We start from the raw sequence: 25,738 nt of genomic DNA on the forward strand, positions 1-25,738 counted from the left end.
CGTAGAAATACGGACTGACACCCAATTTGCTTGGTGACAATAGCGTTTTGGACCCACCTGATCCCATGCCGAACTCAGTAGTGAAACGAAACAGCGCCGATGATAGTGTAGCATTTGTTATGTGAAAATAGGTCATCGCCAGGCTCCAAATTGAGAAAGCCCGATTCGAAAGAGTCGGGCTTTTTTACGTTTACAGGAAAGTGAAATAGTAAGCGAGCATAAAGTTAGCGAGCCGCACTGCGTCAACCTGAGCACCGTAGTGTGGCTTGAATATCATGAAACCCATATCATGAAACCCACGGGTAAAGTTCGTAGCCAAGACCCCATACCGGACTCAGTAGTGAAACGAAACAGCTCGAAGGCGAGCCCCGGCCAATGATAGTGTAGCATTTTTATGTGGCTCTCTACCGCTGTGGGCACTACGTCATCCTACTGCGTAGCGCACCATGGCTCCAGATAAGAGAAAGCCCGATTCGAAAGAGTCGGGCTTTTTACGTTTACAGGAAAGTGAAATAGTAAGCGAGTTAGCGAGAGTAAAGCGTAGGGCTTAACGTGTTGCGCGCTGTCAAAGTTATTGTAGGAGGAGGCTTCAGCCCCGATTTAAAGCTGCGAGAGTAAAGAGGCGAAGTACTTGACTACCGCGTTTAAAAATTCTTCTGATAAAACTCGCAAACTCGCGTTACTTACAAGTTAATACCAACTCGCATATTTTATAGATATAAAAAAAACCGCTTAAAAGCGGTTTTATAGATTTGGTAGATACTTTTATTTATACCCATTAGGGTTGCTACTTTGCCAACGCCACGTATCTTGCATCATAATGTCAATGCCTCGTTCTGCTTGCCATTCTAGCTCTTGTAAAGCTTTCTCAGGAGCTGCGTAGCATGCGGCAATATCACCAGGGCGACGAGGTGATACACGATATGGAACTTTTTTACCGCAAGCTTTACTAAAAGCATTAAGCATTTCAAGTACAGAATAGCCATTACCTGTACCAAGGTTATACACATGGGCACCTGTATGTTGAGCTATTTTATTAAGTGCTTTTAAGTGCCCTAAAGCGAGGTCTACAACATGAATATAATCACGGACACCAGTGCCATCAATCGTGTCGTAGTCATCACCGAATACACCTAACTGTTTTAGCTTACCAACTGCAACTTGTGATATATAAGGAAGCAGATTGTTTGGGATGCCATTTGGGTCTTCACCAATAAGCCCTGACTCATGTGCTCCAACAGGGTTAAAGTAGCGTAAAATCGCGAATGCAAAGCGTTCATCAGATTTAGCGATATCTTGTAGCATCATTTCAACCATCAGCTTTGATGTGCCATAAGGGTTCGTGGTACCACCCACTGGGAAGTCTTCGCGAATAGGTAAGCTTGCAGGATCACCATAAACTGTGGCAGATGAACTAAATACTAGCTTGAATACACCTGCATCTCGCATTGCATCAATCAGTGTTAATGTACCTTGTACATTATTTTGGTAGTACTCAATCGGTTTTACAACCGATTCGCCTACAGCTTTAAGCCCAGCAAAATGAATGACACTGTCTATCGTATGCTTGGTAAAAATACCTGCTAGGAAGTTTTTATCTAGAATGTCGCCTTGGTAAAAATGTGCTGATTTTCCAGTAATTTTTTTTACACGTTCAAGTGACTCAACACTAGAGTTACTTAAGTTATCAATGACAACAACGTCGTTATTTTGCGTTAATAATTCAACTACGGTGTGTGAGCCAATGTATCCTGCGCCACCAGTTACTAAAATTGTCATGGAATCTCCATATATAAGATGAACTAAGCTAATTTCATCACAAATTCACTTTCATTACATGTTTTAAATTCAAACTTTAGTAATGATACAGTACATTTGTTATATTTTTGATTACAAATATTTATAAATGATAACAATCGGCGTTGATTGGGTTAAGCTATAGTTAAGTTGGTGCTGTTATTATTTTAATTAGAATTACCCTGAGTGTTTTTGGAGAATAAAATGAATACTTTCAAAAAAGTTGTAATGGCCATGGTCTTTGTACTTCCTGCAATTGCACACGCAGGGGAGGCTGTCGTAAAGTGGCAAGACTTTAACGATTATCGAGATGTACGTCCTTCTAATGATACTAAAGGGGCTTACCATAAACGTATTGCTTCTAGCTTTGAAAAGCACTTTAGTAAACTGGCTGAGCAACTACCTGAAGGTTATAAGTTTAACGTTGAAGTGACTGAACTTGATTTAGCGGGCGATGTTCGTTTTGGTGGTATGAATGAACTTAGAATTATCAAACCAATTTACTTTCCGCGTATTGAGTTTAAATACTCTCTGGCTGATAGCGAAGGGAAAATTATTACTGAAAGCGACAATATCTCGCTAAAAGATATGGGTTTTATGGATAGAATTAAAATGGGTCGTGATGAAGAGTTTTATTATGATAAACGCTTGATTACGGACTGGTTTGATAAAGAATTACTGCCTCAAATTAACCAGAAATAGTGAGCATAAGCGCTGACTTGATCAGTTAGCGCTTTTAGATCACTTAAATGTAGCTAACAATTGTAGTAATTGTTGTAATTTAAGTACCGTCGTTTTTAGTTTTTCCTCATTAAACCCGTCAGAACTTAAACTTTCTACATCTGCAGCGACATCTAACACATACGGTTTAAACCTTTTTGCTTCAAAGCCAAAGCCTGCCTCTGCAGGGAACAATGATTTGAATTTACCATGGCCTTGTTGTTGAAGTTCATCTAACTTTTTATCAGCATCAAGTGATTGACGATAAACAACTTTTAAGTTTGCATTGAGTTGCTCGATAATTGAATCCATTTTTTTCCTAAAGCTTTAGACTGCAATGCCGATATACTACTTGGATTGTAATTAAAAGTCAGGTACTGAACTATGAATATATCAGGTGGAAATTTACCTGCCATGAGTGGCGCAGGTGAAAGTGCAGAAGTTTATAGTGCTGCGCTTGCGAAAAAGCAACAAAAAGCCGATGGCGCTGCTGCTTTAGCATTAATTGAAGGTGCCGCATCTTCGAGTGTTGCACAAACACCAGCCAAGTCTGTTACGGCTACACTGGGCAATAACGTAAACGTATACGTTTAAATTAGTTTCAGATCGATAGGGGTTTTGCTTTGCTGCCCGCCAATCTCTCGAACTAACTTAGGTACTAAAAATCCTGGCAATGCAATTAGCATATCAGCGAGGATTTTTCGTGCCTGATTCTCAGCAATATCAAAATGACTTGCACCTGAAACTTTGTCTAACAAGTACAAATAGTAAGGTAATATATCCGCATCAAACAATGCCTCACTAAGTGCTATTTGTGCTGCACTTGAATCATTTACTTCTTTTAAAATAACTGCTTGGTTAAGCAAAGTAACACCTGCTTTTTTTAATAGTTGCATAGCAGCTTTAAAATCATCATCTACTTCATTGGCGTGATTTATATGGTTGATAAATATAACTTTTAAAGGTGACTTCGCTAAACGATCGCAAAGCTGTTCTGTTATTCTTGCGGGTATTACTACTGGTAAGCGACTATGAATACGCATGCGTTTAATTTGCGGTAATTGTTCTAGTTCATCCATAAACCAACTGATCGCATCATCTTTGGCCATCAGTGGATCGCCACCACTAAGAATAACCTCATTGATATTATCGTCTGATTTTATGTACTCCAGCGCATCAACTAAACTACGCTTGTTTAGCTGGTTTTCTTGATAGGGAAAGTGGCGGCGAAAGCAGTATCTACAATTTACCGCACAACCTGTTTTAAACATTACTAGCACACGGGATTTATATTTGTGTAGTAGTCCTGCTTGCTTATTGTCTTGCTCTTGCAGAGGGTCGTTACTAAACCCGGTTTTTTCAATAAACTCTTGGTGGCGTGGCATTACTTGCAGTAAAAGTGGATCGTTTGCATCCCCATAGCGCATTTTTTTTATAAAGGGTATTGGCACGCGCACAGGAAACAAACTACGGGCTTTTATGTCCTTTTCATGTACTTGGCTTGATAACCCGACCATTTCGAGTAAGGTTTTTGGGCAAGTAACAACATTAGCTAATTCTTTTTGCCAGTTTTTATGCAAATTTGCTTCATTTCTTTGTATCATTGGTAAGTAGATTACTCGAAAAATTATTAAACAGAGGAAACGATGGCGAATTATAGCACTAATGAGTTCAAGGGCGGCCTAAAAATTATGATGGACGGCGAACCTTGTAGTATTTTAGAAAATGAAATGGTTAAACCTGGCAAAGGCCAAGCATTTAACCGTGTTCGTATCCGTAAGCTTATCTCTGGTAAAGTTCTTGAAAAAACATTTAAGTCAGGTGAGTCTGTTGAAGGCGCTGATGTAATGGATACTGATCTTGCTTATCTTTATACTGATGGTGAGTTTTGGCATTTCATGAACAACGAAACATTTGAACAAATCGCTGCTGATGAAAAAGCATTGGGTGACGCAGGTAAGTGGTTAGTTGAAAATGATGTTTGTACAATAACTTTGTGGAACGGCAGCCCAATTGCTGTGACTCCGCCTAACTTTGTTGAACTTGAAATCACCGAAACAGATCCAGGCCTCAAAGGCGATACTGCAGGCACGGGTGGCAAGCCAGCTACTTTAAGTACAGGTGCTGTTGTACGTGTTCCATTATTTGTGCAAATAGGTGAAGTAATTAAAGTCGATACGCGTAGTGGTGAATACGTAAGCCGTGTTAAGTAAGCATTAACATGACTTAATTAAATCCCAGCTTAAGCTGGGATTTTTTTTGGAGAAAATATGTCAGCAGATCTATGGGCGCCTAGTGCGCAGGTTACAACGTTGCAACAGCGAGCCGTGATTTTACGCACTATTCGTGAGTTTTTTTATCAGCGCAATGTGATGGAAGTCGAAACCCCTAGCTTAAGTGCTGCAAGCGTCACTGATATACATTTGGCGAGCTTTAATACGCATTTTGTCGGCCCAGGCTATGCAGCAGGGCTCGATTTATATCTACAAACATCACCTGAATTTGCAATGAAACGGCTGCTAGCGGCAGGCAGTGGTGCCATTTATCAAATCTGTAAAGCATTTAGGAATGAAGAGGCTGGTAAGCATCATAATCCTGAGTTTACTATGTTGGAATGGTATCGCCCAGGGTTTGATGAATTTGCATTAATGGATGAAATAGATGAGTTAATGCAATTAGTGCTTGGTGTACAACCCGCTGAGCGGTTAACTTATCAGCAGGCCTTTGAGCAAGTGTTAGGCCTTGATCCTCTCGTAGCAACTCTTGAGCAATTACAACAACTTGCTACTGAGCAGGGCTTTGCTGATATTGCTGCAGAAGAAACCCACCGTGATACGTTATTGCAATTGTTATTCTGCATGAAAGTTGAGCCTATGATAGGCCAAGATAAGCCTTGCTTTGTTTACCACTTTCCGGCCTCTCAAGCCGCTCTAGCAAGCATTTGTGAGCACGATGAGCGCGTTGCTGGACGATTTGAGCTTTATTATCAAAACATGGAGCTGGCTAATGGCTTTAATGAGCTTACAGACGCTCAGGAGCAAGCGAAAAGGTTTATGGATGATAATGCCTATCGTAAAAAAAATAACTTGAACGAGGTACCTATAGACTCGCGCTTAATTAAAGCGCTAGAGCATGGTTTGCCGCAATGTGCAGGTGTCGCACTTGGAATTGACAGGTTAGTGATGTTAGCGACACAAAAACAAACAATAAAAGAAGTCATCGCATTTGATGTAGATAGGGCTTAATTGAAGAGCTAGGTACTAGGTAACTAGATGCTAGGAAATCCTAGTACCTAATAACCTAGCACCTATTAATTATAATTCGTATATGAACGTAACACCTGCAACCATTGGCTCACCAAATTGTGTATAGGTGTGCGTTTGCCAACCGTCAGTAGGATCATTACCAAACTCGAAACCACGAGTAGGCACTTCTTCATCAAACACGTTACGTGCCCAGGCGCGAATTGACCATTGATCAGCCTCGTAACCAGCAGTGAAGTTAACTAAATTAACACTGGGGGCTTGCGAGTTGTGACTATCAGAGAAGTAGTAATCATCTTTACCTTCAACACCAATTGTGGCAAATAACTCATTAGTGAAGTTATAGCGCGCCGTGAATGCGTATTGGTATTTAGGTGATTGTGCTTGCTCTCGGCCATCTTGATCTAAACCCGATTGCGCTACAAAATCATTGATTTTAGTATTTAAATATCCCGCACTACCGGTTATAAATAGATCATCAGTTAATTGGTAGCTGCCTTCAATCTCCAGCCCATAGTTTTCACCGGAGCTGGCATTATCAACATAACCTGTAAATTTCTGGTCTTGAACTTGCCAAGCTTTTAGCTGCATATCTTCACGGTACATGTAAAATGCTGCTAACCGCAGTGTAAACTTATCATCCAATGAACTGCCTTTGACACCAAACTCACCACTCCATAAATACTCTGGAGCAAAACTTGTGTGGTTTTGAAAAAAATCTGCATCTAGATTCAGGCCGTCATCTTTTGCTTTTGCTAATGCTTCAGAGTTAATACCGCCTGCTTTATAGCCACGAGTAAGACTAGTGTAGATCATGGTACGATCAATAACTTGATATTCAAGAGCTAGTTTACCGCCCACCATTAGATCATCAGTTTCTTCAATAAAGCCATTATTGTCAGTGTAATCACCTTGGTATTGCTCTATACGTAGTCCAGTCACTAACGTTGTTTTATTACCGATAGGCGTGGCTAACTGACCATAAATAGCAGTGTTATTGGTTTCATATTTTGAAGCAAACGGGTTTGATAACCATGTGTATTGACGTTCTAAATCAACATCTCTGCCTTGATAATAAAGCCCAGCTACCCAGTTACCGCCTTTACCATTAAATTGCAGCTCAGCAGCTTGGTCTTGACGATCACGTAAATAAATATCAGTGGAGCTATAGCCTTCAGGATGCAGACCAGCTGCACACAATTCTGGCTCATTTGCATCGTTGCATACCCAGTCTTCATCAAAGCTATATACTAAATCACTATCAATACCTGAGAGATTTAAGCTAACGTCAAATAAATCAAAGCCTGTGTAAATATTGGCAAGACCAACAGCAATACTCTCTTGGTTATCCTGGCCAGGCTCATCAGCTACGCTGTTGCGGCTGTTATCAAGGGTAAATGCATCGTAGCCGTTGTTGATATCAATGTAATGAACGCTTAGCTCTGAGCGTAAATGATCTGTAAGTTGGCTATGTAGTTTAAAGCGGCCAACCATTTCATCTTGCTGTTGTGTTGGTCTATCTAGGTATAAATTGTCTTGATAACCGTCAGATTCACGTTGATAAATACTACCACGTACTGCGGTGCTATCAGTGATACCGATACCTGCGGTAACCCCTGCTTCATAACTATTGTAGTTACCGGCGCCGAGCTGCACTTTGACATTTGGGTCAAAAGTGGGATCGGCTGATTCCATTTGAATCATACCCGCCATACCATCGGCACCAAAACGCGTCCCTTGCGGACCACGGTAAATTTCAATTTGGTCTACGTCAAATAACAGCGAGCTGCCACCTAAACCCGAATAATTAATACCGTCAATAACTAAGCCAACAGATGGGTTAATGGGATCAACAAACTGAGAGCGTAGACCCACCCCACGAATTTGAATATAACGCCCGCGCGATGCCCCTGCTGAAAAGTTTACATTGGCTGCACTGGCAAGCATTTCATCGAGAAATGTGGCACCACGTTCATTAATTTCGTGCTCACTGAATAAACTCGCACTAGCGCTTAATGTTTGAATGCTTTCTTTTTGAAAATCTCCAGTGACCACTATTTTTTCAAGATCGGTATCTTCAGCAAGCGCTGGAACGCTCAACAATGGTAATAGTGCAGCAGTAATTAAAGACAGACGTAGTTTCATTCGGTTTCTTAACTCCATTTCAGGGACGTGCATGATAACAACTATTCTCATTAAAGTCGTGATACCAGCTGTATAAATATGCTATAAACGCGCACAGTATACATAATTAGGAATATTAATATGACCTTTAAAGTTGATTTTAAAGTGCGTGATTATGAATGTGATCTACAAGGTATAGTAAATAATAGTGTCTATTTTAACTACCTTGAGCATGCTCGTCATGAGTTTTTGCATGCCAACGGTATTGATTTTGCTAAGCTTGCTCGAGAAAAAATAAACCTTGTAGTGATGCGCAGTGAAATGGATTACAAGCAATCACTACTCCCTGGCGATGAGTTTTATGTCGTGGTGGAGCCTGAGCGTATAAGCCGATTAAAGTTTGGCTTTCGTCAAACTGTAATACGCAAAGATGATGAAAAAGTAATGTTAAAAGCGCTGGTCATTGGCACATCTGTTAATGAACATGGGCGACCTTTTTTGCCAGAAGAAATAGATCATCTATTTAAAGCCATATAGATAATTCTTATGGTTGAGCTTTTATTACTATCTTAGAACAATTTTTTACATTAAAAACATGCATTATTAACGGTATCTGTGGTTAATTATTGCTATTATGTTCCGATTGAGTTTTAGGTTAGTAATTACATGAAATTAGCAGCAATACCGATGCTTATTATCGGTTTTTGTATTGGCTGCTCATCGACAGGGACAGTCACCAGTGAGCAATTAAAATACACTAAGTGGCAACTATCACGCGTTGATGGTCTAGCAATTCCTGCGTCTTATAACGCATCCTTAAGTTTTATTGAAGCATTACAAGTTAATGGCTTTGCCGGTTGTAACAAATTTTTTGGTGAGGGTGATTTAATGGATAATCAATTAAGCATCAATAAACTAGGTATGACAAGAAAGTCTTGCGGCGAGCAACTTGATCAATTTGAGCAACAATTACTCGATTCTTTAAAGCAAGGTGCCCAGATCCAATTGCAATCACAGCAATTGATTTTAAATGGCGAACAAACCTTTGTGTTTATTCCAGCAAGTTAAGCGCTTGCAGGCTAACGGTATCTAACGTACACTCAACCTCGAAAATTAAAGAATTTTTACTTGTCGGAGTGCCTTGAGAATTAACTCAAAGGCTGAGATCGCGAAAGCGGGATCCGTGAACCTGATCAGGCTAACACCTGCGTAGGGAACAAGCTGCCTTAAACAGGTGCTTGTGCGCCATGTTTTGGTCACAAGCACTGTGGCTGCCAAGGTTGGTAGTACTTTTAGTAATACAACCTACGATCCATGTAGCAGTTGCTACTCTCTATTGCATCGCAATATCTGACAAGACAACCCTTTTAGCAATGAGGTAAGTCATGTCAAATACATCAAATAAACCGTCTCGCCGCGAAACCCGTGCGGCTGCATCAGATTATATTTATAACCTTACCGGGCAACCATTCCCAAGTTCTCACAAAGTGTATGTTGAGGGCACGCAACAAAATGTACGCGTGGGTATGCGAGAAATTACGCTGAGTGATACATTTATAGGTGGTACCGATGAAAACCCTATCTATGAACCAAATGAGCCAATTAGAGTGTACGATACATCGGGGCCTTATACAGATTCTAGTTTCACCTTAGATGTCCGTAAAGGGTTAGATAAATATCGCGAGCAATGGATAGAAAGTCGCGGAGATACTGAGGTATTAGAATCCGTGACTTCTAAGTTTTCACAGCAACGTATGGCCGATGAAGGGCTCGATCATATTCGCTTTGAACACTTACCAAAAATTCGCCGTGCTAAAGCCGGTAAAAATGTGACGCAAATGCATTATGCTCGCCAAGGTATTGTCACTCCAGAGATGGAGTATGTTGCTATTCGTGAAAATATGGGCCGTGCCAAAATTCGTGAAGAGCTATTAGCTGAGCAACATAAAGGCGAATCGTTCGGGGCGAGTATCCCGGAGTTTATTACCCCTGAATTTGTTCGTGATGAAATTGCTCGTGGCCGCGCAATACTTCCTAACAATATTAATCACCCAGAAACAGAGCCAATGATTGTAGGGCGTAATTTTCTAGTGAAAGTAAATGCCAATATTGGTAACTCATCGGTAAGTTCATCTATCGAAGAAGAAGTTGAAAAAATGGTGTGGTCAACCCGCTGGGGCGCCGACACAGTAATGGACTTATCAACTGGCCGTTATATTCACGAAACGCGCGAGTGGGTAGTACGTAACTCACCGGTGCCAATCGGTACCGTACCCATTTACCAAGCCCTTGAAAAAGTAAACGGCGTAGCAGAGGACTTAACCTGGGAAATATTTCGCGATACATTAATTGAACAAGCTGAGCAAGGCGTTGATTACTTTACTATTCACGCCGGTGTTTTACTTCGTTACGTACCAATGACAGCCAAGCGTGTGACGGGGATTGTATCGCGCGGTGGTTCTATTATGGCGAAGTGGTGTTTAGCGCATCATAAAGAAAACTTCCTGTACACTCACTTTGAAGACATCTGCGAAATATTAAAGCAGTACGATGTATGCTTTTCACTCGGTGATGGCTTGCGTCCAGGCTCAATTGCAGATGCTAACGATGAAGCGCAGTTTAGTGAGCTACGCACCTTAGGTGAACTTACAAAAATAGCGTGGAAACACGACGTACAGGTGTTTATTGAAGGCCCAGGTCATGTACCAATGCATATGATCAAAGAAAATATGGAAGAGCAGCTTAAGCATTGTGACGAAGCGCCTTTTTATACATTGGGCCCATTAACAACAGATATCGCTCCAGGTTATGACCACATTACGTCGGGGATTGGTGCGGCGCAAATTGCTTGGTATGGCTGTGCCATGCTTTGCTATGTAACACCTAAAGAGCATTTAGGCTTACCAAATAAAGAAGACGTAAAAGAAGGCTTAATTACCTATAAAATAGCAGCCCATGCGGCGGATTTAGCCAAAGGCCACCCAGGTGCACAAGAGCGTGATAATGCGTTATCTAAAGCTCGTTTTGAGTTCCGCTGGCATGACCAATTTAATATTGGCTTAGACCCTGAGCGTGCCCGTGAATATCATGATGAAACCTTACCGCAAGAATCAGGTAAAGTAGCGCATTTTTGCTCAATGTGTGGACCAAAGTTCTGCTCAATGAAAATCACCCAAGAAGTGCGTGAATACGCCAAAGACTTAGAAGCCCGTGGCATAGACCCTAACAACGTAGGTGATGCCATTGAGATCAAAATGGTTGATGTGGAAGCTGAAATGAAAGCAAAATCTGAAGAGTTTAAGCAAACCGGCTCAGAGATTTATCATAAAGCGATATAAAACTAGTTATAAGCGATAAGCTTTAAGTTGTAAGCAAGGTTGCTTATGACTTATCGCTTATGGCTTAAAGCTCAGAGGATATTATGTCTTACAACATTGCGGTGGTGGGGTTTGGCTTAACAGGGCGCTTGGCGGCGCTTGAATTAAGCTTAGCGCATAATGTGACCGTGTATGAAGCCGATGACGCACAGGCACGTAATAGTGCTGGGCGTGTTGCTGCAGCCATGCTGGCGCCTTTAGCCGAGTCGGTTTTATGTGAACAAGACTTGGCGCTAATGGGGCTTGACTCAATAAGTCGCTGGCCGGGAATTTTAGCGCAACTTGATGAAACTGTGTTTTTTCAGCAGCAAGGTACCTTGGTGGTTGCTCATCAACAAGACAAAGGCGACTTACAGAGCTTTACTGAACGCTTAAAACCGTTGGCTAATCACCATGCTCAGCAATTAAGTGGGCCACATATAAGTGAGCTTGAACCTGAATTATCTGGGCGCTTTAATCAAGGCGTGTATTTACCTTGCGAAGGGCAAATAGATAATCAGGCGTTTTATCAAGCAAGCTATAATACATTGCAAAAACGAGCCGTTAGTTTTAAGTTTGGTGAAAATGTTGATGTCACTTGTGAGCGATTTCAGCAGTCATTTGATTATATTATTGATTGCAGAGGGTTAGGCGCTAAAGGCGCTGCGCACCAGCTACGAGGTGTACGAGGAGAAGTGATTCGTTTACATGCGCCCGAGGTAAACCTCACGCGCCCTGTACGATTAATGCACCCGCGCTACCCACTCTATATTGCACCTAAGCCAAATCATGAATACGTTATTGGCGCGACTGAAATCGAGTCTCAAGATAACGGCCCAGCAACAGTACGCTCAACCCTTGAGTTGTTATCGGCGGCCTACACTGTACATAGCGGGTTTGCCGAAGCGCGTATTATAAATATTCAAACTGGACTACGTCCTGCGTTTAGTGATAATCGCCCACAAGTCAAACACCAAGGTAAGGTTATCAGTATTAATGGTTTGTACCGACACGGCTACTTGCTTGCACCAAGCTTAGTGGCCGAAGCAGTGGCGCTAATAAATTAGGTTAAATGATGAAAATAACAATTAATGGCCAGCCTTTCGAAGCCGCAAATCAAGCAACATTAGTCATAGTGTTAGAAGAGTTCGCTGCTAAAGAGCCTTACGCCGTGGCGTTAAATGGCGATTTTATACCTCGTAATAATTGTTCTAGTACTGCCCTTAAAGAAGGCGATAGCATTGAGCTACTTTCGCCCATTCAAGGGGGTTAACATGAGTGATAGCTTTAGCATTTACGGTGAACAAATCACCAGTCGTTTACTAATAGGTTCAGCTCTTTATCCGTCGCCGGCAATTATGGCTGAGTCTATTATTGCCTCTGGCGCAGAAGTGGTTACCGTATCGCTGCGCCGCCAGCAAAGTGCAGCCGCTGGGGATGACTTTTGGCAGCTAATAAAAGACACTGGCTTAAAAATATTACCCAATACTGCAGGGTGCCATAGTGTAAAAGAAGCAGTAACATTGGCGCAAATGTGCCGTGAAGTGTTTTCAACTGATTGGATAAAACTAGAGCTTATTGGAGATGAATATAATTTACAGCCCGATCCTTTTGCGTTGCTAGAGGCGACCAAAATACTAATGGATGATGGTTTTAAGGTATTGCCTTATTGCACCGATGACTTAGTGCTGTGTCAGCGATTAGCCGATATTGGCTGCGAAGTATTGATGCCTTGGGGAGCGCCTATTGGCACAGGTAAAGGCTTATTAAACCAATATAATTTAAAAACAATTCGCGAGCGTTTACCAGAGTTAACACTGATTGTTGATGCTGGCCTTGGTTTACCTTCTCATGCCTGCCAAGCATTAGAGCTGGGTTATGATGCAGTATTATTAAATTCGGCTATTGCAGGAGCAGGTTGCCCTGTTACCATGAGTCATGCCTTTAAAGCGGCAGTCGATGCTGGGCGTTTTGCTTATAAAGCCAAAGCAATGCCAGAAAAAGAGGTTGCCGCGCCATCAACACCTACGATGGGTATGCCTTTTTGGCATCAAACGTAATAAATTAGGAATAACGATGAATCAAGTTGTTTGGACAATTGCTGGCTCCGACTCTGGCGGTGGTGCAGGTATTCAAGCCGATATTAAAGCCATGCAAAGTTTTGGCGTGCATGGCTGTACAGCCATTACTGCACTCACGGCGCAAAATAGTTTAGGTGTTGAATCGCTAAACCCTATTTCAACTGAGGTGATTGAATCACAACTACTTGCTCTGGCCAGCGACATGAAAGCAAGCGTGATTAAAATAGGTATGCTCGCCAACGTACAGCAAATACAGCTAATTAGTGAGCATATTAAGCATTATCAAGCCACATGGCCGACCCCACCTTTAGTGGTTTACGACCCCGTAGCCATTGCCAGTAGCGGTGACTTACTCACTGAAGAAGATACCGTTAGCGCAATAAAAGAATGTTTATTGCCGCTGGTGGATGTGATCACCCCAAACACCCATGAAACCCAACTATTAACAGGTGTTTACTTAATTGGCCCAAGCGCGGTTATTGAAGCGGCTGAAAAGCTGCAAAGCTGGGGAGCAAAAGCGGTGGTGATCAAAGGTGGGCATTGGGATTACCCAAGTGGCTACTGTATTGATTACTGTACTGATGGTGACAATGAATACTGGCTTGGCAATGAAAAAATTGCCACACCGCATAGCCATGGCACAGGGTGTAGTATGGCGTCGGTTATTGCGGCGTGCTTAGCAAAACAATACCCATTAAAAGATGCGTTTATTTTAGCAAAAGCGTATATCAACCAAGGCTTAAAAGCAGCTGTGCGTTATGGCGAAGGCATTGGCCCCGTTGCACAAACCTGTTTCCCAGAAAAGATTGACGATTACCCACAAGTTATTGAAGCGGGAAGCTGGCTCGGTGATGAGCTAGATTTTGATGCGCCGAATGAGTTTACTATGGCCGCTAACTTTGCAGCGTGTGAAAGCAAGCAGCTAGGTTTATATGCGGTCGTTGATACGATTGATTGGCTTGAGAAATGCTTAGCGCAAGGTATTAAAACCGTGCAGTTACGTATCAAACAGGGTAGTGAAGCCGAGCTTGATACTGCCGTTGCAGCCGCTGTTACTCTTGGCCAAAAATATGAAGGTAACGTGTATATAAACGATCATTGGCAACTTGCCATTAAACACGGTGCTTACGGCGTACATTTAGGGCAAGAAGATTTACTTGAGGCTAACTTAGTTGCTATTAAAGAGGCTGGTTTGCACTTAGGGCTTTCGACTCACGGTTTTTATGAAATGCTCCGCGCACATAATTATCGCCCAAGTTATATGGCGTTTGGCGCTATTTACCCAACCACCACCAAAGATATGACAGGGCAAATACAAGGTCTTGAAAAGCTCAAACACTTTGTGCCGTTAATGAAAGATTACCCGACAGTAGCGATTGGTGGAATAGACTTAACCCGTGCCAGTGAAGTGGCTGCAACCGGTGTTGGTAGTGTAGCAGTGGTAAGAGCCATTACCGAAGCTGATGACTACCAACAAGCTATTGCTGATTTACAAAGCGCTATAGGTCAATAAATAATGAGTGAGTTATCTGGCAAAGAGCAGCTGCGTTATAGCCGCCACTTAATGCTCAAAGAAGTGGGTCTTGAAGGTCAGCTAAAATTAAAAGCAGCCCATGTGGTGGTGGTTGGTGCGGGCGGTTTAGGCAGCCCAGCACTATTATATTTAGCCGCCTCTGGTGTGGGAGAGCTCACGCTACTGGATGACGATAAAGTTGAGCTTTCTAACCTACAACGCCAAGTGCTCTATAAAGTAAACCACTTAGGACAAGCCAAAGTGAGCGCCGCTGGTAAAGTGCTTGGTAGTTTGAATAATCAAATTACTGTGAATAGCATTGAGCAGCAATTAACTGAGCAAAATGCCGAGCAAATTTTTGCCGGGGCCACCTTGGTGCTGGATTGCAGTGATAACTTTACTACTCGTTATACCGTTAACCGTTTTTGTTTAAAGGCAGGGGTTCCGCTGATATCAGGTGCGGCGATAGCCAGTGAAGGGCAGTTGATGTGTTTTGATTTTCGCTTGTCAGATAGCCCTTGCTACGGCTGCTTGTTCCCACAGCAGCCTCAACAACAAACATTAAATTGTGATAATGCTGGCGTATTGAGCCCATTATTGGGAGTAATAGGCTCAATGCAGGCGCTATTAGCTATTAACCTGATATTGGGGCACCACGAGGGGAGCCAGTTTGTACGTTTTGATGGTTTGAGTTTGACGCAACAGCAATTTAAATTAACGAAAGCGGCGCAATGCACTGAGTGTGGAAGAGATTAAAAGCGCGAGGTAATACTCGCGCTTATTATTGCTTAATTGTTTATTTTGGCGAACGGTGTGCCCATGCGGGTTACGGTTTCAGGCTGTTGATCAGCTAAGATTTCTGCCTGATTAGCACCCCAGGCTAAAATAACTGTTGAGCCGAGTTTAAAACGGCCCATTTCTTCACCTTTTTTCAAGGTAATAGCATTATCACCAGTGGCTGGGTAATTCCAACTAAATACGTCTTTTCCTGCTGGTGGTGTTACTGTACCCGCCCAAACAGTTTCAATACTGGCTACTATCGTCGCACCGACTAGTACCATCGCAAGAGGGCCAATCTCGGTGTCAAAAATCGCTACTACACGCTCATTACGTGCAAATAAATTAGGCACGTTTTGCGCTGTTAGTGGGTTTACCGAGAATAAATCACCTGGCACATAAATCATTTTGCTTAATGTGCCGTCGATTGGCATATGAATACGGTGATAATCTTTTGGCGCTAAATAAATCGTCGCAAACTCGCCGCCTAGAAATGGCGCTGTGTCTTGCTCTGAGCCACCAAGCAGTGCTTGTAAGCTGTAGTCGTGACCTTTCGCTTGAATAAGCTGGCCATCAACAATCGCGCCAAGCTGGCTAATTGCACCATCCACAGGGTGAGCGATTATGTCACTTTGCGCACTTAATGGGCGTACACCCTCTTTAAGTGGGCGGGTAAAAAATTCATTAAAGGTTTTGTAATGGCTTGGCTCACTATACTGAGCTTCACTCATATCAATTTTATATTGTTTAATGAATAGTTTAATTAACCATGTTGTTAAGCCACCAAGTCGTGCAGCAGCTAATTTACCTACCATGCGAGATAGAAAATGTTTTGGCATTGCATATTGCATGGTAATTTTGAATTTATCTAAACTCACTTGTTTCTTCCTAATTTAAACGCGAGGAGCACGGGCTCCAGCACGGCCATCGGCCATTGTTTCTAATATTCGGTGGTAACTGTCAAAGCGCAGCTCTGAAATATCACCATCATCAACCGCTTGGCGAATTATACAGCCAGGGTCGTTTAAATGTTTACAGTCGCGAAAGCGGCAACCGCCAATAAATTCGCGGAATTCTTTAAAGCACCAAGTTACTCGTTCAACCTCTAAGTGCCATAAGCCAAACTCTCTAATACCTGGAGAGTCGATAAGGTTACCACCTGAGGGTAAATGGTGTAACCGCGACACTGTGGTTGTATGCTGACCCAGTCCACTGTTTTCAGAGACCTCTTTAGTCAAGATTTCAGCATCAGGCAGTACGGTATTAACTAATGTCGATTTACCAACACCACTTTGACCGACAAAAATGCTATTTTTACCCACTAACGTTTGCTTTAAAGCATCTATGCCTTCTGCGGTTTTATTACTCACCAGTAAAACTTGATAGCCGAGTTTGCGATAGATATCGAGTACTTCCTCAATAGCTTTAAGGCCTTGCTCGTCGATAAGGTCAATTTTATTGAGCACTAAAATCGGCTCTATTCCCATATCTTCACAAGCCACCAGATAGCGGTCGATAATATTCGCGGTGAACTCAGGTAGCACCGCAGAGACCATTAATATTTGATCAATATTTGCTGCGACAACTTTAACGCCATCGTAAAAATCGGGGCGAGTTAATTGTGAGCGCCGTTCATGCATTGCCTCAATAACACCCGCAATATCGCCTTCGCTGACTTTTGCTCGGCGAAACTGTACTTCATCACCGCAAACAATGCCTTTCACTGTACGACGAATATTACAGCGCAGTACATCGCCATTATCGGTTTCGATGTCGGCATGTTGACCAAAACGACTAATCACCACTGCATTTTCAGCAGGGCCTAAATTGTCATTTTGTAATTGCTCGTTGCCTTGTGCCGCTTTTGTATCAGCATTAGACAAGCGCTTTTGGTGATTGGCCTTGATCCTACGAGACTGGCCTTTACTTAATTTCTTCTGTTTTGCCACTTTTGGCCTATAACTTAGTTAAATGTCGCGCTTTTTGAAAAAAAAGCTTTAGGTCGACTGATGATACTAATATGATATATCTAAATGCGTTAGATCTAAAGGAAAGCACCGCAAGGTAATTATGTCTTTTCATAAATCAAATCTGATTTGGCTCGACCTCGAAATGACAGGTCTAGAACCAAGTACAGACAAAATACTCGAAATAGCGACTGTTGTCACCGATAGTGAGCTTAACATCTTGGCTGAAGGCCCAACTATCGCTATTCATCAAAGTGATGAACTATTAGATGGTATGGATGAGTGGTGCACTACTCAACATGGTAACTCAGGACTAACCGCTCGCTGTAAAGCAAGTACTTATGATGAAGCGTATGCTGTTGAGCAGACTATTGAATTTTTAAAACAATGGGTTCCTGCGGGGGCATCGCCTATGTGTGGAAATTCTATTGGCCAAGATAGACGCTTTATGAATAAGTATATGCGCGAGTTGGAAGATTATTTCCATTACCGCAACTTAGACGTGAGCACCATTAAAGAGCTTGCTAGACGTTGGAAACCAGAGGTTTTAGCGCAAGTGAACAAAAAAGGTTCACACCTTGCACTCGATGACATTAAAGATTCCATAATGGAATTGAAAGTCTACCGAGAAAAATTCTTTAATTTGTAAAAAATACTTGCAAACACATCGAATTATTGTAAAATCCTGCCCCGCTTAAGACGATAACCCCCGCGGGGTTAGTGTGTTTAAGTAGAAGTTAAAGATTCAAGAAGAAAGGTTAAAGGAACAAGGTTTAATATTGATAGAACCTAGAACCTAGAACCTAGAAATGCGGCACTAGCTCAGTTGGTAGAGCGCGACCTTGCCAAGGTCGAGGTCACGAGTTCGAGCCTCGTGTGCCGCTCCAATTTCTCACCAAAGAAATTGGCTAATAGTTTCAAGGTAAAAGACGAAAGTTACAAGCTTTTGCTAGAACCTAGAACCTAGAACCTAGAACCTAGAACCTAGAATCTGAATATGATGCGGCACTAGCTCAGTTGGTAGAGCGCGACCTTGCCAAGGTCGAGGTCACGAGTTCGAGCCTCGTGTGCCGCTCCAATTTCTCACCAAAAGAAATTGGCTAATAGTTTCCAAGGTAAAAGACAAAAGTTACAAGCTTTTGCTAGAACCTAGAACCTGAATATGATGTGGCATTAGCTCAGTTGCCAGAACGTTTTACCGCGACTCGTCGCGCACCAACGGACAAATTACTGACTATTCTAAATGCGGCACTAGCTCAGTTGGTAGAGCGCGACCTTGCCAAGGTCGAGGTCACGAGTTCGAGCCTCGTGTGCCGCTCCAATCTCTTTTTAAACTCCATACTTTCTAAATACTTAGCTACTTTAAAATACTGCTTTAGCGAAAAAACTGTGCAATAGTGTTTTCCCCAATGCCAATACTAACTCTTTTTTACTCGCTTTTACTTAGCTCACTTGGTAACAACCTTCGTGCCGAAATTACCCTAAAAGATCAGTATCGCTTGTCTTAAGCAAATAAAAAAGCCCAGCAGATGGGTGGCATCTGCTGGGCTTTTTTGTCTCTACTTACTATTTTATAAAGCTATAAAGTAGCGCAAGTACCGCTAAGCTGCCCATAAATAAGATAAAATAAGCACTTTTGCCACGGTATTTTTGCAGTGCTGGAACTTTAAATACGGCTATCATTGGCATGATAAATAAGATCATGGCAATAATAGGACCTGAGAGTTGATCCATCATATCTAAGATGCTCGGGTTTTTAACTGCACAAAACCAGATAGCAAAAAACATAATTGCCACACCCAGCTTATCAGCACTCTTCATACTTAGTTTAGTTTGCTTAGTGACTAAGCCATTGAAGCTTTCACGCGCGCCTAAAAAGTGCCCTAAGAACGATGATGTAATGGCTATAAACGCCACTAGAGGGCCTAGAGTTGCTATAAATGAGTTCTCAGTAATGTTTGCTAAATACGATAAGATAGACACGTTCTGAGCTTTTGCCTGCGCCATTTGCTCTGTTGAAAGAGAAAGTACACACGAAAATACAAATAACAGTACAAATACTATCAGCAGCAAGCTTGTACGCTTAAGTATCGCTTCTGACTTAGTGCCAGCGTCATTGCCATAGTGACCGCGTTGTACATTGGCAAAACTTGAAATTGCAGCGGCATGACTAAATGAAAATACAATAATAGGCACAGATAACCACAGAGTTTTAGCAAAGCTACCCAGCTCAGGAAAAGCCATATTAGGCATTTGCCAACTAGGAATTAAGTAAATAGATAAAAAGAATAAAATAGCTACTAAGGGGTAAACTAAAATAGCGAAAGCGCGTAGCATGAGTTTTTCACCGCCCAGCATTAGGCTTATCATTCCCGCGACAAGGATTCCTGAAAGTAACACTCGTGAAGGTGACTCCATACCAAGCTGATTTACGATAAAGCTATCAACAGTATTAGTTAACCCTACACCATAGATAAGTAAAATTGGAAAGATAGATAAAAAGTAGAGCAATGAAATAAGGCGACCAGCATTAATACCGAAATGCTCTTCCACCACATCAGTGAAATCGGCATTGTTGTTTTTTGATGATAGCACAAATCGTGCTAAACCTCGGTGAGCTAAAAAGGTCATAGGAAAAGCTAAACAGGCTAAAATGATCAAAGGCCAAAATCCGCCAATACCAATATTGATTGGTAAAAACAGGATCCCAGCACCAACCGCGGTGCCAAATAGACTTAAAACCCACTGAGTATCATGCAGGTTCCACTTTGTTTTACTTGTTGTCGATGCATCTAATTGCGTTACATCTTGATATGAGCTCATTTACACTCCACCAGCTTAGAATAATAATTTGGCGGCAGCATATATAAGTTGAAGCATTAATGCATGTTTTGTCGATGTATTAACATAACTATGCTGTAAGGGAAGGGTTACAGGTTGTCATGTTTTAGTAAGTTGCCTGTAATTAGGTTATTACTTTCAGATAATTAGCTAGAAGGAAAGCTAGGAATTAGATTCCTAGCTTTACCACTTTACTCTTTTGGCTCTTTCGTTTTCCCGTTATTAGGATCTTTTAACACTGACATTTTAGGGGGCTGCAGAGCCACGATACGTTCGCCTTCTTGTGGTGGCTTTTCCATATTAATAGTAAATGGCCGAACCTTGGTAGGCGAATCCGCATCACCATCTTTATCACCTTGTAAAATAAATAATGGAATAGCTTCGCTATTCATTTCTTGGTATTTCTCCCAGCTAAATTCTTCGGAGATCCGTGTGGCACTGACTTTACCGCCTTTTGCAATCAAGCTACTTAGACGCGCATAGGCACCGTTGTCACCAAACAAAATTTGGCGTGACAAAAATGTAGCACTGTCCTTATTTGCTTTAGCATGGTTTGTAGAGGAACGCAGTGAAAAAACATTTTTTTCGTTTAATAAATGAGAAAAGTATTGCACGCCTAGCGCGTTATGATGCCTATTAGGTGACAGTGCAAGCACGCTGCGTATAGTGGTTAGGGGCAGGTAGCGCTCAGCATGCTCTGACTGTGGATTACCATAGTAACAAGGCAAGCCATCCATCCGCGCCATTTTACAGTTTTCCCATGCTGGATCTGACAAATGCACTGGAATATTTTGATCGTTTAGCCCTTTAGCAATCGCGCGAGCGACATGGTTTGCACCAATGATTAGTATTGTATTCGGTGAAGGTTGACGTACACCCAACAGCTTAGCAACAGGAATTGCGGTTAAGCTTTGCAGTACCACAGTAATAATGATTACAGTAAATATTAACGGTACTATCTTTTCTGCGTCTGCGACACCTGCTTCCATCATGCTCAGAGCAAACACCGAGCCTACAGCTGCAGCCACTATGCCGCGGGGCGCTATCCATCCGAGCACTAAACGTGATTTAAGTGGTAAGTCCGAGCCAAAGGTTGAAATTGCAATACAGACAGGACGCGCAATAAATAACACAACGGCTAGAAAGATAAATACGTCACCGTCGAGCATCATTAAATCAGAGAGCTGCAATCGAGCAGCAAGCAATATAAATAATGTCGAGATTAGAATCATCGACAGGTCTTCTTTAAACTCTAAAACAGAGTCAATTTCTAAGTCATCTTGGTTTGCTAACCAGATACCAAATACTGTTACAGCCAGTAACCCAGATTCATGGCTTAGGTGGTTAGAAATGGTAAAACTAATAAGCACTAAAGCTAATATACCAAATTTATGTAATTCAAATGGTAACCACTCTCTGCGAATCAACAAAGTTGTAAGCCAGCCTGCAACCACACCAATAGATAAACCTACACCTAGCGTTTTAAATAGTGCAATAAGGGTATGAGCAAAAACTTCGCCTTGGCCAACCAGCATAACAGCTTCAAAAACCAGAACAGCAAATAGTGCGCCAATGGGGTCTATAACAATGCCTTCCCAACGCAAAATACGGTCAATATCTTGGGTGGGGCGCATCGAATTAAGTAAAGGGGCAATAACAGTAGGGCCTGTAACGACCAATACGGCACCCAGCACCGCTGCGACTCGCCAGTTAAGCTCTAAAATCCAGTAAGCGCTGAGACTAATTATAATACAGGTAGCAATCATGCCAATTGAGCATAAGTTACGAACTACTTTACCTATCCCTTTGAGTTCTTTGAAATGTAGGGTTAGTGAGCCTTCAAATAAAATGACGGCAACACTTAAAGAGACAACAGGAAATAGTAAATCGCCTAATAAAGCATCTGGATCTAATACACCTGACGCAGGACCAAGCAATAAACCTGTGAGTAGTAAAAATAAAATTGCTGGAACTTTAAAAGCCCAAGCAACCCATTGCGCAAGGACGGAACAAAGTGCGATCCCCGCGATATAAATAGCTGACATAGAAGAGGTATTCCTTATTTATCACTTCAGTTAAGAGTAGGCTAGCAAAACTAATAGTACAGGGATATGTTGATTTGTCTTAATTGAATTTTAGCTGCATATTGTTTTTTTGGAGAAAATTTTTTCTCTCGGGTAATTAAAACGATTACATAAAAATTTCATGTTGATGCAACATATTGAAAAATATTGCTATTTTATTTGTATTGAGCGCGAATTTGACTGTTGAATAAAATATAGCCTTGATCTTACAGACGATTTTAGCGTATTATAGTTAGTGTTCAAACAATTTGTTATCTAATTAGTTACTCGTTAACTATAAGCGAATACATATAGTTATTTTTAAGTTCACCTTAAATCAGTAAACTTAAATGAAGGTTATTATATCTATTTGCTTAAAAATCAATTGATTAATTGTTTTGAATACAATTTGTATGTATTTACTCATTTTTGGGTATTGATTCACTTGTAATAATAAAGGCATTAAACCTTTGTTTTTATATTTTGAGTTGAATTGTTACCTGTTCAATATTTGGCGCCCATCGTGGTGAACAAATCTCGGTCCTTGAGTCATCACCCTATCTGTTGGTGTACCTGACTTTAGAGGCTCTATGTATGTTGTTAATAAAGAAGCTTCACACAGCTTTTTACAGCGATGCATAAACAACACTTTTTATTTTACTTTATAACTGTTCAATCTAATGATTGGGCAAAAGTTGTGCTATATCTAAAATTCACTTTTTTAGTAAAAAGGTGAGTGTTTTTGGCTGAGTGCGTAAAAAGTGTATTTGGACATACAAAATGTAAACTCGTAACTTAGTGGTAAAGCTAAGTGATTGTTTTCTTACTTCTCTTTTGGGAAGTTACAGTTAAATGGAAAGTTGAAACACATTATGCAAAAGTTAAATTGGCGACGTATTGTACTTAAAGTGGGAAGCGCTCTAATAGCTCCGGATCAAGATGGTTGTCGTTCACGTTATTTATTAACTATCGCACAGTTTATTGTTCGTTGTCGTAGCCGGGGCATTGAAGTTATTTTAGTTTCGTCTGGTTCAGTTGCAGCCGGCGCGCATTTATTCCCTGAGCAGCAAGAGCGCACAGTGACCATGAAAAAAGCAATGGCAGCCGCAGGCCAAACAGAAATGATGGCTATGTGGGACCGCTTTTTTGATTTTCCATCGGCACAAATCTTATTAACTCATGGTGATTTACGTGATCGTGAACGCTATGAGAGCATTCGTGAAACTGTGTTTACACTGTTAGAGCATGGTGTACTGCCTATCATGAATGAGAATGACACGGTTACTACCGATGATTTAAAAGTAGGTGATAACGATAATTTATCTGCAATGGTTGCAGCAGCAGCAGATGCTGATGCATTGATGATTTTCTCAGATGTAGATGGGCTTTATAACAAAAACCCGAACCTACACGATGACGCAGAGTTATTACCTGAAATAAAGTCGATTGATGAATCTATTTACGCTATGGCTGGTTGTGCGACCAGTGCGGTAGGTACTGGTGGTATGAAAACCAAGATTGAGGCGGCAGAAAAAGCCACTTCGCATGGTATAACCACATACATAATTAATGGTTTTAAAGAGCAGACGTTTAACCAGTTACTCGAAGGGATAAACCCTGGCACCATCTTTTTACCTTATGAAAAGCCAATGCAAGAAGCAGTGCACTGGATGACTCATACAGCAAATGAGCAAGGTGAAGTTGTGGTTGAAGGTTCATTTGATGAGTCGCTTGAAGGCGAAACTGGATGTATACGCGGTGATGAAATTGTTGCCGTACACGGTGAATTTGCCATCGGCGACACTATTTTAGTGCGCAGTAACGATGGTACGCGTCTAGCTAAAGCGACAGCTAACTACAGTAGCTGTTTATTGAATTTTATAGCTGATAACGAGCAAAGTGAATTTAGCGACAAAATGCAAGATTCGATTGGTCCCGTTATTTCAGAAAAAGATATCGCATTATTGGAGAAGTCATGAGTTTAATTACGGATATTTCACGCCAAGCAGCAAAAGCTGCTCACCAGTTAGCTTTACTCGATACCGAGACAAAAAACCGTGTGTTACTGGAAATGGCGGCAGCATTACGTGAGCAAAAAGCATTTATAATTTCAGAAAACGAAAGTGATTTAGCTGCTGCTAGAGATAATAATCTAGCCGCATCTATGATAGACCGTTTAACGCTCAATGATGAGCGTATTGAAGCGATGGCTGAGGGCATTGAAGTTATTGTAAGCCTTGAAGATCCTGTTGGTCAGCTGCGTGATATTACAGAACGCCCTAATGGTATTAAAATTCGTAAAATGCGAGTACCGCTAGGTGTTGTATGTATGATTTATGAAGCGCGACCAAATGTAACCGCAGATGCCGGTGCGTTGTGCTTTAAGTCAGGTAACGGTGTTATTTTACGTGGTGGTAAAGAAGCACTGAAAAGCTCACAAGCTATCGCTAGCGTAATGCACAAAGTGCTTGAAGCTAATGGTCTTCCTGCTGCACTTATCTCAGTGATCCCCGATCCTGATCGTGCATTACTGATGGAATTAATGCAGCAAAGAGACAGCATTGATTTAATTATTCCACGCGGTGGTGAAGGGCTAATCAACTTTGTTACCGATAACAGTACTATCCCTGTTATCCAGCACTTTAAAGGTGTTTGCCACTTATATGTTGATAAAGATGCTGATTTAGAAGTTGCGATAAACCTTCTTTTAAATGGTAAAACTCAACGTACTGGCGTATGTAATGCACTAGAAGGCTTAGTTGTACACGAAGCAGTAGCTGACGAGTTTTTAAATTTATGTGCGGTTGTACTTCGCCAAGAAGGCGTTAAAATTAATGCTGATAGCCAAGCTGCGAAGTACTTTGATGATGCAACGGTACTGGCCGACAATGAATTTGGTCAAGAGTACCTTGATTTAGAAATTGCAATTAGAGTTGTGCCTGATTTTGCAGGTGCCATTGATCATATCGCTCAGTTTGGCTCTAATCATACTGAAGTAATTTGTACTAAAAACCAAGATGCAGCTAAATTGTTCCAGCGCAGTGTGGATGCATCAGTCGTGATGGTTAACGCATCGTCACGTTTTTCTGATGGCTCACAGTTAGGTTTAGGTGCTGAAATTGGTATTGCAACATCTAAACTGCATGCTTATGGCCCAATGGGCTTAGAGTCACTCACCACAGAAAAATACTTAGTGGATGGTGAAGGCCAAGTACGCGAGTAATTAACAAATTAGT

At 41.6% G+C, this 25,738-nt stretch carries 23 protein-coding genes, 3 tRNA genes, 1 rRNA gene and 1 riboswitch; of the genes, 19 read left to right on the plus strand and 8 right to left on the minus strand.

Going from position 1 to position 25,738, the window contains the following annotated elements; translation table 11 throughout:
* Positions 1-29 precede the first annotated feature (29 nt).
* Positions 30-144, plus strand: a 5S ribosomal RNA gene (gene rrf, locus NQT69_RS15235).
* Positions 145-765: 621 nt separating this feature from the next.
* On the opposite strand, the gene galE is transcribed toward rrf, so the two are convergent.
* On the minus strand, positions 766-1,779 hold the full coding sequence (gene galE, locus NQT69_RS15240) for a UDP-glucose 4-epimerase GalE (protein WP_256828549.1): 1,014 nt from the start codon (positions 1,777-1,779) through the stop codon (positions 766-768).
* Positions 1,780-2,001: 222 nt separating this feature from the next.
* Here galE and NQT69_RS15245 point away from each other — a divergent pair, with 222 nt between their 5' ends.
* Positions 2,002-2,499: a DUF3016 domain-containing protein gene (locus NQT69_RS15245; protein ID WP_256828550.1), complete on the plus strand. Its 498-nt coding sequence runs from the start codon at positions 2,002-2,004 to the stop codon at positions 2,497-2,499.
* A gap of 39 nt (positions 2,500-2,538) precedes the next feature.
* Here NQT69_RS15245 and NQT69_RS15250 read toward each other — a convergent pair whose 3' ends face one another.
* Positions 2,539-2,829 carry a prephenate dehydrogenase gene (locus tag NQT69_RS15250; protein WP_256828551.1) on the minus strand — a complete coding sequence of 97 codons (291 nt, stop codon included), beginning with the start codon at positions 2,827-2,829 and terminating at the stop codon, positions 2,539-2,541.
* Between the two features lie 72 nt (positions 2,830-2,901).
* On the opposite strand from NQT69_RS15250, the gene NQT69_RS15255 reads away from it, so the two are divergent.
* Positions 2,902-3,111 (plus strand): hypothetical protein, encoded by a 210-nt coding sequence (locus tag NQT69_RS15255; RefSeq protein WP_087534599.1) that lies wholly within the window; start codon positions 2,902-2,904, stop codon positions 3,109-3,111.
* Here NQT69_RS15255 and epmB read toward each other — a convergent pair.
* Positions 3,108-4,121, minus strand: a complete 1,014-nt coding sequence (gene epmB, locus NQT69_RS15260; protein WP_256828552.1) for an EF-P beta-lysylation protein EpmB — start codon at positions 4,119-4,121, stop codon at positions 3,108-3,110. The two genes, NQT69_RS15255 and epmB, sit on opposite strands and share 4 nt — an antisense overlap.
* 42 nt (positions 4,122-4,163) lie before the next feature.
* Between epmB and efp the strand changes: the two genes are divergently transcribed.
* Positions 4,164-4,730, plus strand: coding sequence for an elongation factor P (gene efp / locus NQT69_RS15265; protein ID WP_256828553.1), 567 nt, complete (start codon positions 4,164-4,166; stop codon positions 4,728-4,730).
* A 57-nt stretch (positions 4,731-4,787) separates the two neighbouring features.
* On the plus strand, positions 4,788-5,762 hold the full coding sequence (gene epmA, locus NQT69_RS15270; protein WP_256828554.1) for an elongation factor P--(R)-beta-lysine ligase: 975 nt from the start codon (positions 4,788-4,790) through the stop codon (positions 5,760-5,762).
* Positions 5,763-5,831: 69 nt separating this feature from the next.
* Here epmA and NQT69_RS15275 read toward each other — a convergent pair whose 3' ends face one another.
* Entirely contained in the window at positions 5,832-7,925 is a 2,094-nt protein-coding gene (locus tag NQT69_RS15275) for a TonB-dependent receptor (RefSeq protein WP_256828555.1), read from the minus strand.
* A 120-nt stretch (positions 7,926-8,045) separates the two neighbouring features.
* Between NQT69_RS15275 and NQT69_RS15280 the strand changes: the two genes are divergently transcribed.
* The 8 genes from NQT69_RS15280 to NQT69_RS15315 all read left to right on the plus strand — a co-directional run bounded on the left by NQT69_RS15280 (position 8,046) and on the right by NQT69_RS15315 (position 15,610).
* Complete coding sequence (locus NQT69_RS15280) at positions 8,046-8,441, plus strand: acyl-CoA thioesterase (protein WP_256828556.1); 396 nt, start codon at positions 8,046-8,048, stop codon at positions 8,439-8,441.
* Between the two features lie 129 nt (positions 8,442-8,570).
* Positions 8,571-8,972: an META domain-containing protein gene (locus NQT69_RS15285; RefSeq protein WP_306174076.1), complete on the plus strand. Its 402-nt coding sequence runs from the start codon at positions 8,571-8,573 to the stop codon at positions 8,970-8,972.
* 54 nt (positions 8,973-9,026) lie between these two features.
* Positions 9,027-9,137, plus strand: a riboswitch (TPP riboswitch).
* Positions 9,138-9,289: 152 nt separating this feature from the next.
* Positions 9,290-11,242, plus strand: a complete 1,953-nt coding sequence (gene thiC, locus NQT69_RS15290; RefSeq protein WP_256828557.1) for a phosphomethylpyrimidine synthase ThiC — start codon at positions 9,290-9,292, stop codon at positions 11,240-11,242.
* 83 nt (positions 11,243-11,325) lie between these two features.
* Positions 11,326-12,327: an FAD-dependent oxidoreductase gene (locus tag NQT69_RS15295; RefSeq protein ID WP_256828558.1), complete on the plus strand. Its 1,002-nt coding sequence runs from the start codon at positions 11,326-11,328 to the stop codon at positions 12,325-12,327.
* 8 nt (positions 12,328-12,335) lie between these two features.
* Entirely contained in the window at positions 12,336-12,533 is a 198-nt protein-coding gene (gene thiS / locus NQT69_RS15300; protein WP_256828752.1) for a sulfur carrier protein ThiS, read from the plus strand.
* A 1-nt stretch (position 12,534) separates the two neighbouring features.
* Entirely contained in the window at positions 12,535-13,320 is a 786-nt protein-coding gene (locus NQT69_RS15305) for a thiazole synthase (protein ID WP_256828559.1), read from the plus strand.
* Positions 13,321-13,336: 16 nt separating this feature from the next.
* Positions 13,337-14,854 carry a thiamine phosphate synthase gene (gene thiE / locus NQT69_RS15310; protein ID WP_256828560.1) on the plus strand — a complete coding sequence of 506 codons (1,518 nt, stop codon included), beginning with the start codon at positions 13,337-13,339 and terminating at the stop codon, positions 14,852-14,854.
* Between the two features lie 3 nt (positions 14,855-14,857).
* Positions 14,858-15,610: a HesA/MoeB/ThiF family protein gene (locus NQT69_RS15315; protein ID WP_256828561.1), complete on the plus strand. Its 753-nt coding sequence runs from the start codon at positions 14,858-14,860 to the stop codon at positions 15,608-15,610.
* A gap of 32 nt (positions 15,611-15,642) precedes the next feature.
* On the opposite strand, the gene asd is transcribed toward NQT69_RS15315, so the two are convergent.
* Positions 15,643-16,509, minus strand: coding sequence for an archaetidylserine decarboxylase (gene asd / locus NQT69_RS15320; RefSeq protein ID WP_256828562.1), 867 nt, complete (start codon positions 16,507-16,509; stop codon positions 15,643-15,645).
* Between the two features lie 15 nt (positions 16,510-16,524).
* Positions 16,525-17,580 carry a small ribosomal subunit biogenesis GTPase RsgA gene (gene rsgA / locus NQT69_RS15325; protein WP_256828563.1) on the minus strand — a complete coding sequence of 352 codons (1,056 nt, stop codon included), beginning with the start codon at positions 17,578-17,580 and terminating at the stop codon, positions 16,525-16,527.
* A gap of 121 nt (positions 17,581-17,701) precedes the next feature.
* On the opposite strand from rsgA, the gene orn reads away from it, so the two are divergent.
* From orn to NQT69_RS15345, 4 genes are all read left to right on the plus strand, one after another.
* Positions 17,702-18,247, plus strand: a complete 546-nt coding sequence (orn, locus tag NQT69_RS15330) for an oligoribonuclease (protein ID WP_256828564.1) — start codon at positions 17,702-17,704, stop codon at positions 18,245-18,247.
* A gap of 162 nt (positions 18,248-18,409) precedes the next feature.
* A tRNA-Gly gene (locus tag NQT69_RS15335) sits at positions 18,410-18,485 on the plus strand.
* Between the two features lie 115 nt (positions 18,486-18,600).
* A tRNA-Gly gene (locus NQT69_RS15340) sits at positions 18,601-18,676 on the plus strand.
* 167 nt (positions 18,677-18,843) lie between these two features.
* A tRNA-Gly gene (locus NQT69_RS15345) sits at positions 18,844-18,919 on the plus strand.
* Positions 18,920-19,164: 245 nt separating this feature from the next.
* On the opposite strand, the gene NQT69_RS15350 is transcribed toward NQT69_RS15345, so the two are convergent.
* A complete protein-coding gene (locus tag NQT69_RS15350) occupies positions 19,165-20,421 on the minus strand; it encodes an aromatic amino acid transport family protein (protein ID WP_256828565.1) in 1,257 nt (418 codons plus the stop codon).
* 209 nt (positions 20,422-20,630) lie between these two features.
* Positions 20,631-22,484 (minus strand): cation:proton antiporter, encoded by a 1,854-nt coding sequence (locus tag NQT69_RS15355; protein ID WP_256828566.1) that lies wholly within the window; start codon positions 22,482-22,484, stop codon positions 20,631-20,633.
* A gap of 890 nt (positions 22,485-23,374) precedes the next feature.
* Between NQT69_RS15355 and proB the strand changes: the two genes are divergently transcribed.
* Positions 23,375-24,481 (plus strand): glutamate 5-kinase, encoded by a 1,107-nt coding sequence (gene proB, locus NQT69_RS15360; protein WP_256828567.1) that lies wholly within the window; start codon positions 23,375-23,377, stop codon positions 24,479-24,481.
* Positions 24,478-25,725, plus strand: coding sequence for a glutamate-5-semialdehyde dehydrogenase (locus NQT69_RS15365; protein ID WP_256828568.1), 1,248 nt, complete (start codon positions 24,478-24,480; stop codon positions 25,723-25,725). The genes proB and NQT69_RS15365 overlap by 4 nt, the downstream gene beginning before the upstream one ends.
* Positions 25,726-25,738: the final 13 nt, after the last annotated feature.

The sequence above is a fragment of the Pseudoalteromonas shioyasakiensis genome (genome assembly GCF_024518675.1).
GTDB lineage: Bacteria > Pseudomonadota > Gammaproteobacteria > Enterobacterales > Alteromonadaceae > Pseudoalteromonas > Pseudoalteromonas shioyasakiensis_B.

Bases quoted from the DNA above. Each gene is read 5' to 3' on its own strand.
- NQT69_RS15315 (WP_256828561.1), top strand. From the start codon at position 14,858: ATGAGTGAGTTATCTGGCAAAGAGCAGCTGCGTTATAGCCGCCACTTA.
- epmB (WP_256828552.1), bottom strand. From the start codon at position 4,121: ATGATACAAAGAAATGAAGCAAATTTGCATAAAAACTGGCAAAAAGAA.
- NQT69_RS15285 (WP_306174076.1), top strand. From the start codon at position 8,571: ATGAAATTAGCAGCAATACCGATGCTTATTATCGGTTTTTGTATTGGC.
- thiE (WP_256828560.1), top strand. From the start codon at position 13,337: ATGAATCAAGTTGTTTGGACAATTGCTGGCTCCGACTCTGGCGGTGGT.
- NQT69_RS15255 (WP_087534599.1), top strand. From the start codon at position 2,902: ATGAATATATCAGGTGGAAATTTACCTGCCATGAGTGGCGCAGGTGAA.
- NQT69_RS15275 (WP_256828555.1), bottom strand. From the start codon at position 7,925: ATGAAACTACGTCTGTCTTTAATTACTGCTGCACTATTACCATTGTTG.
- NQT69_RS15350 (WP_256828565.1), bottom strand. From the start codon at position 20,421: ATGAGCTCATATCAAGATGTAACGCAATTAGATGCATCGACAACAAGT.
- NQT69_RS15295 (WP_256828558.1), top strand. From the start codon at position 11,326: ATGTCTTACAACATTGCGGTGGTGGGGTTTGGCTTAACAGGGCGCTTG.
- NQT69_RS15365 (WP_256828568.1), top strand. From the start codon at position 24,478: ATGAGTTTAATTACGGATATTTCACGCCAAGCAGCAAAAGCTGCTCAC.
- thiS (WP_256828752.1), top strand. From the start codon at position 12,336: ATGAAAATAACAATTAATGGCCAGCCTTTCGAAGCCGCAAATCAAGCA.
- NQT69_RS15355 (WP_256828566.1), bottom strand. From the start codon at position 22,484: ATGTCAGCTATTTATATCGCGGGGATCGCACTTTGTTCCGTCCTTGCG.
- proB (WP_256828567.1), top strand. From the start codon at position 23,375: ATGCAAAAGTTAAATTGGCGACGTATTGTACTTAAAGTGGGAAGCGCT.
- NQT69_RS15305 (WP_256828559.1), top strand. From the start codon at position 12,535: ATGAGTGATAGCTTTAGCATTTACGGTGAACAAATCACCAGTCGTTTA.
- thiC (WP_256828557.1), top strand. From the start codon at position 9,290: ATGTCAAATACATCAAATAAACCGTCTCGCCGCGAAACCCGTGCGGCT.
- NQT69_RS15250 (WP_256828551.1), bottom strand. From the start codon at position 2,829: ATGGATTCAATTATCGAGCAACTCAATGCAAACTTAAAAGTTGTTTAT.
- galE (WP_256828549.1), bottom strand. From the start codon at position 1,779: ATGACAATTTTAGTAACTGGTGGCGCAGGATACATTGGCTCACACACC.
- NQT69_RS15280 (WP_256828556.1), top strand. From the start codon at position 8,046: ATGACCTTTAAAGTTGATTTTAAAGTGCGTGATTATGAATGTGATCTA.
- efp (WP_256828553.1), top strand. From the start codon at position 4,164: ATGGCGAATTATAGCACTAATGAGTTCAAGGGCGGCCTAAAAATTATG.
- orn (WP_256828564.1), top strand. From the start codon at position 17,702: ATGTCTTTTCATAAATCAAATCTGATTTGGCTCGACCTCGAAATGACA.
- NQT69_RS15245 (WP_256828550.1), top strand. From the start codon at position 2,002: ATGAATACTTTCAAAAAAGTTGTAATGGCCATGGTCTTTGTACTTCCT.
- epmA (WP_256828554.1), top strand. From the start codon at position 4,788: ATGTCAGCAGATCTATGGGCGCCTAGTGCGCAGGTTACAACGTTGCAA.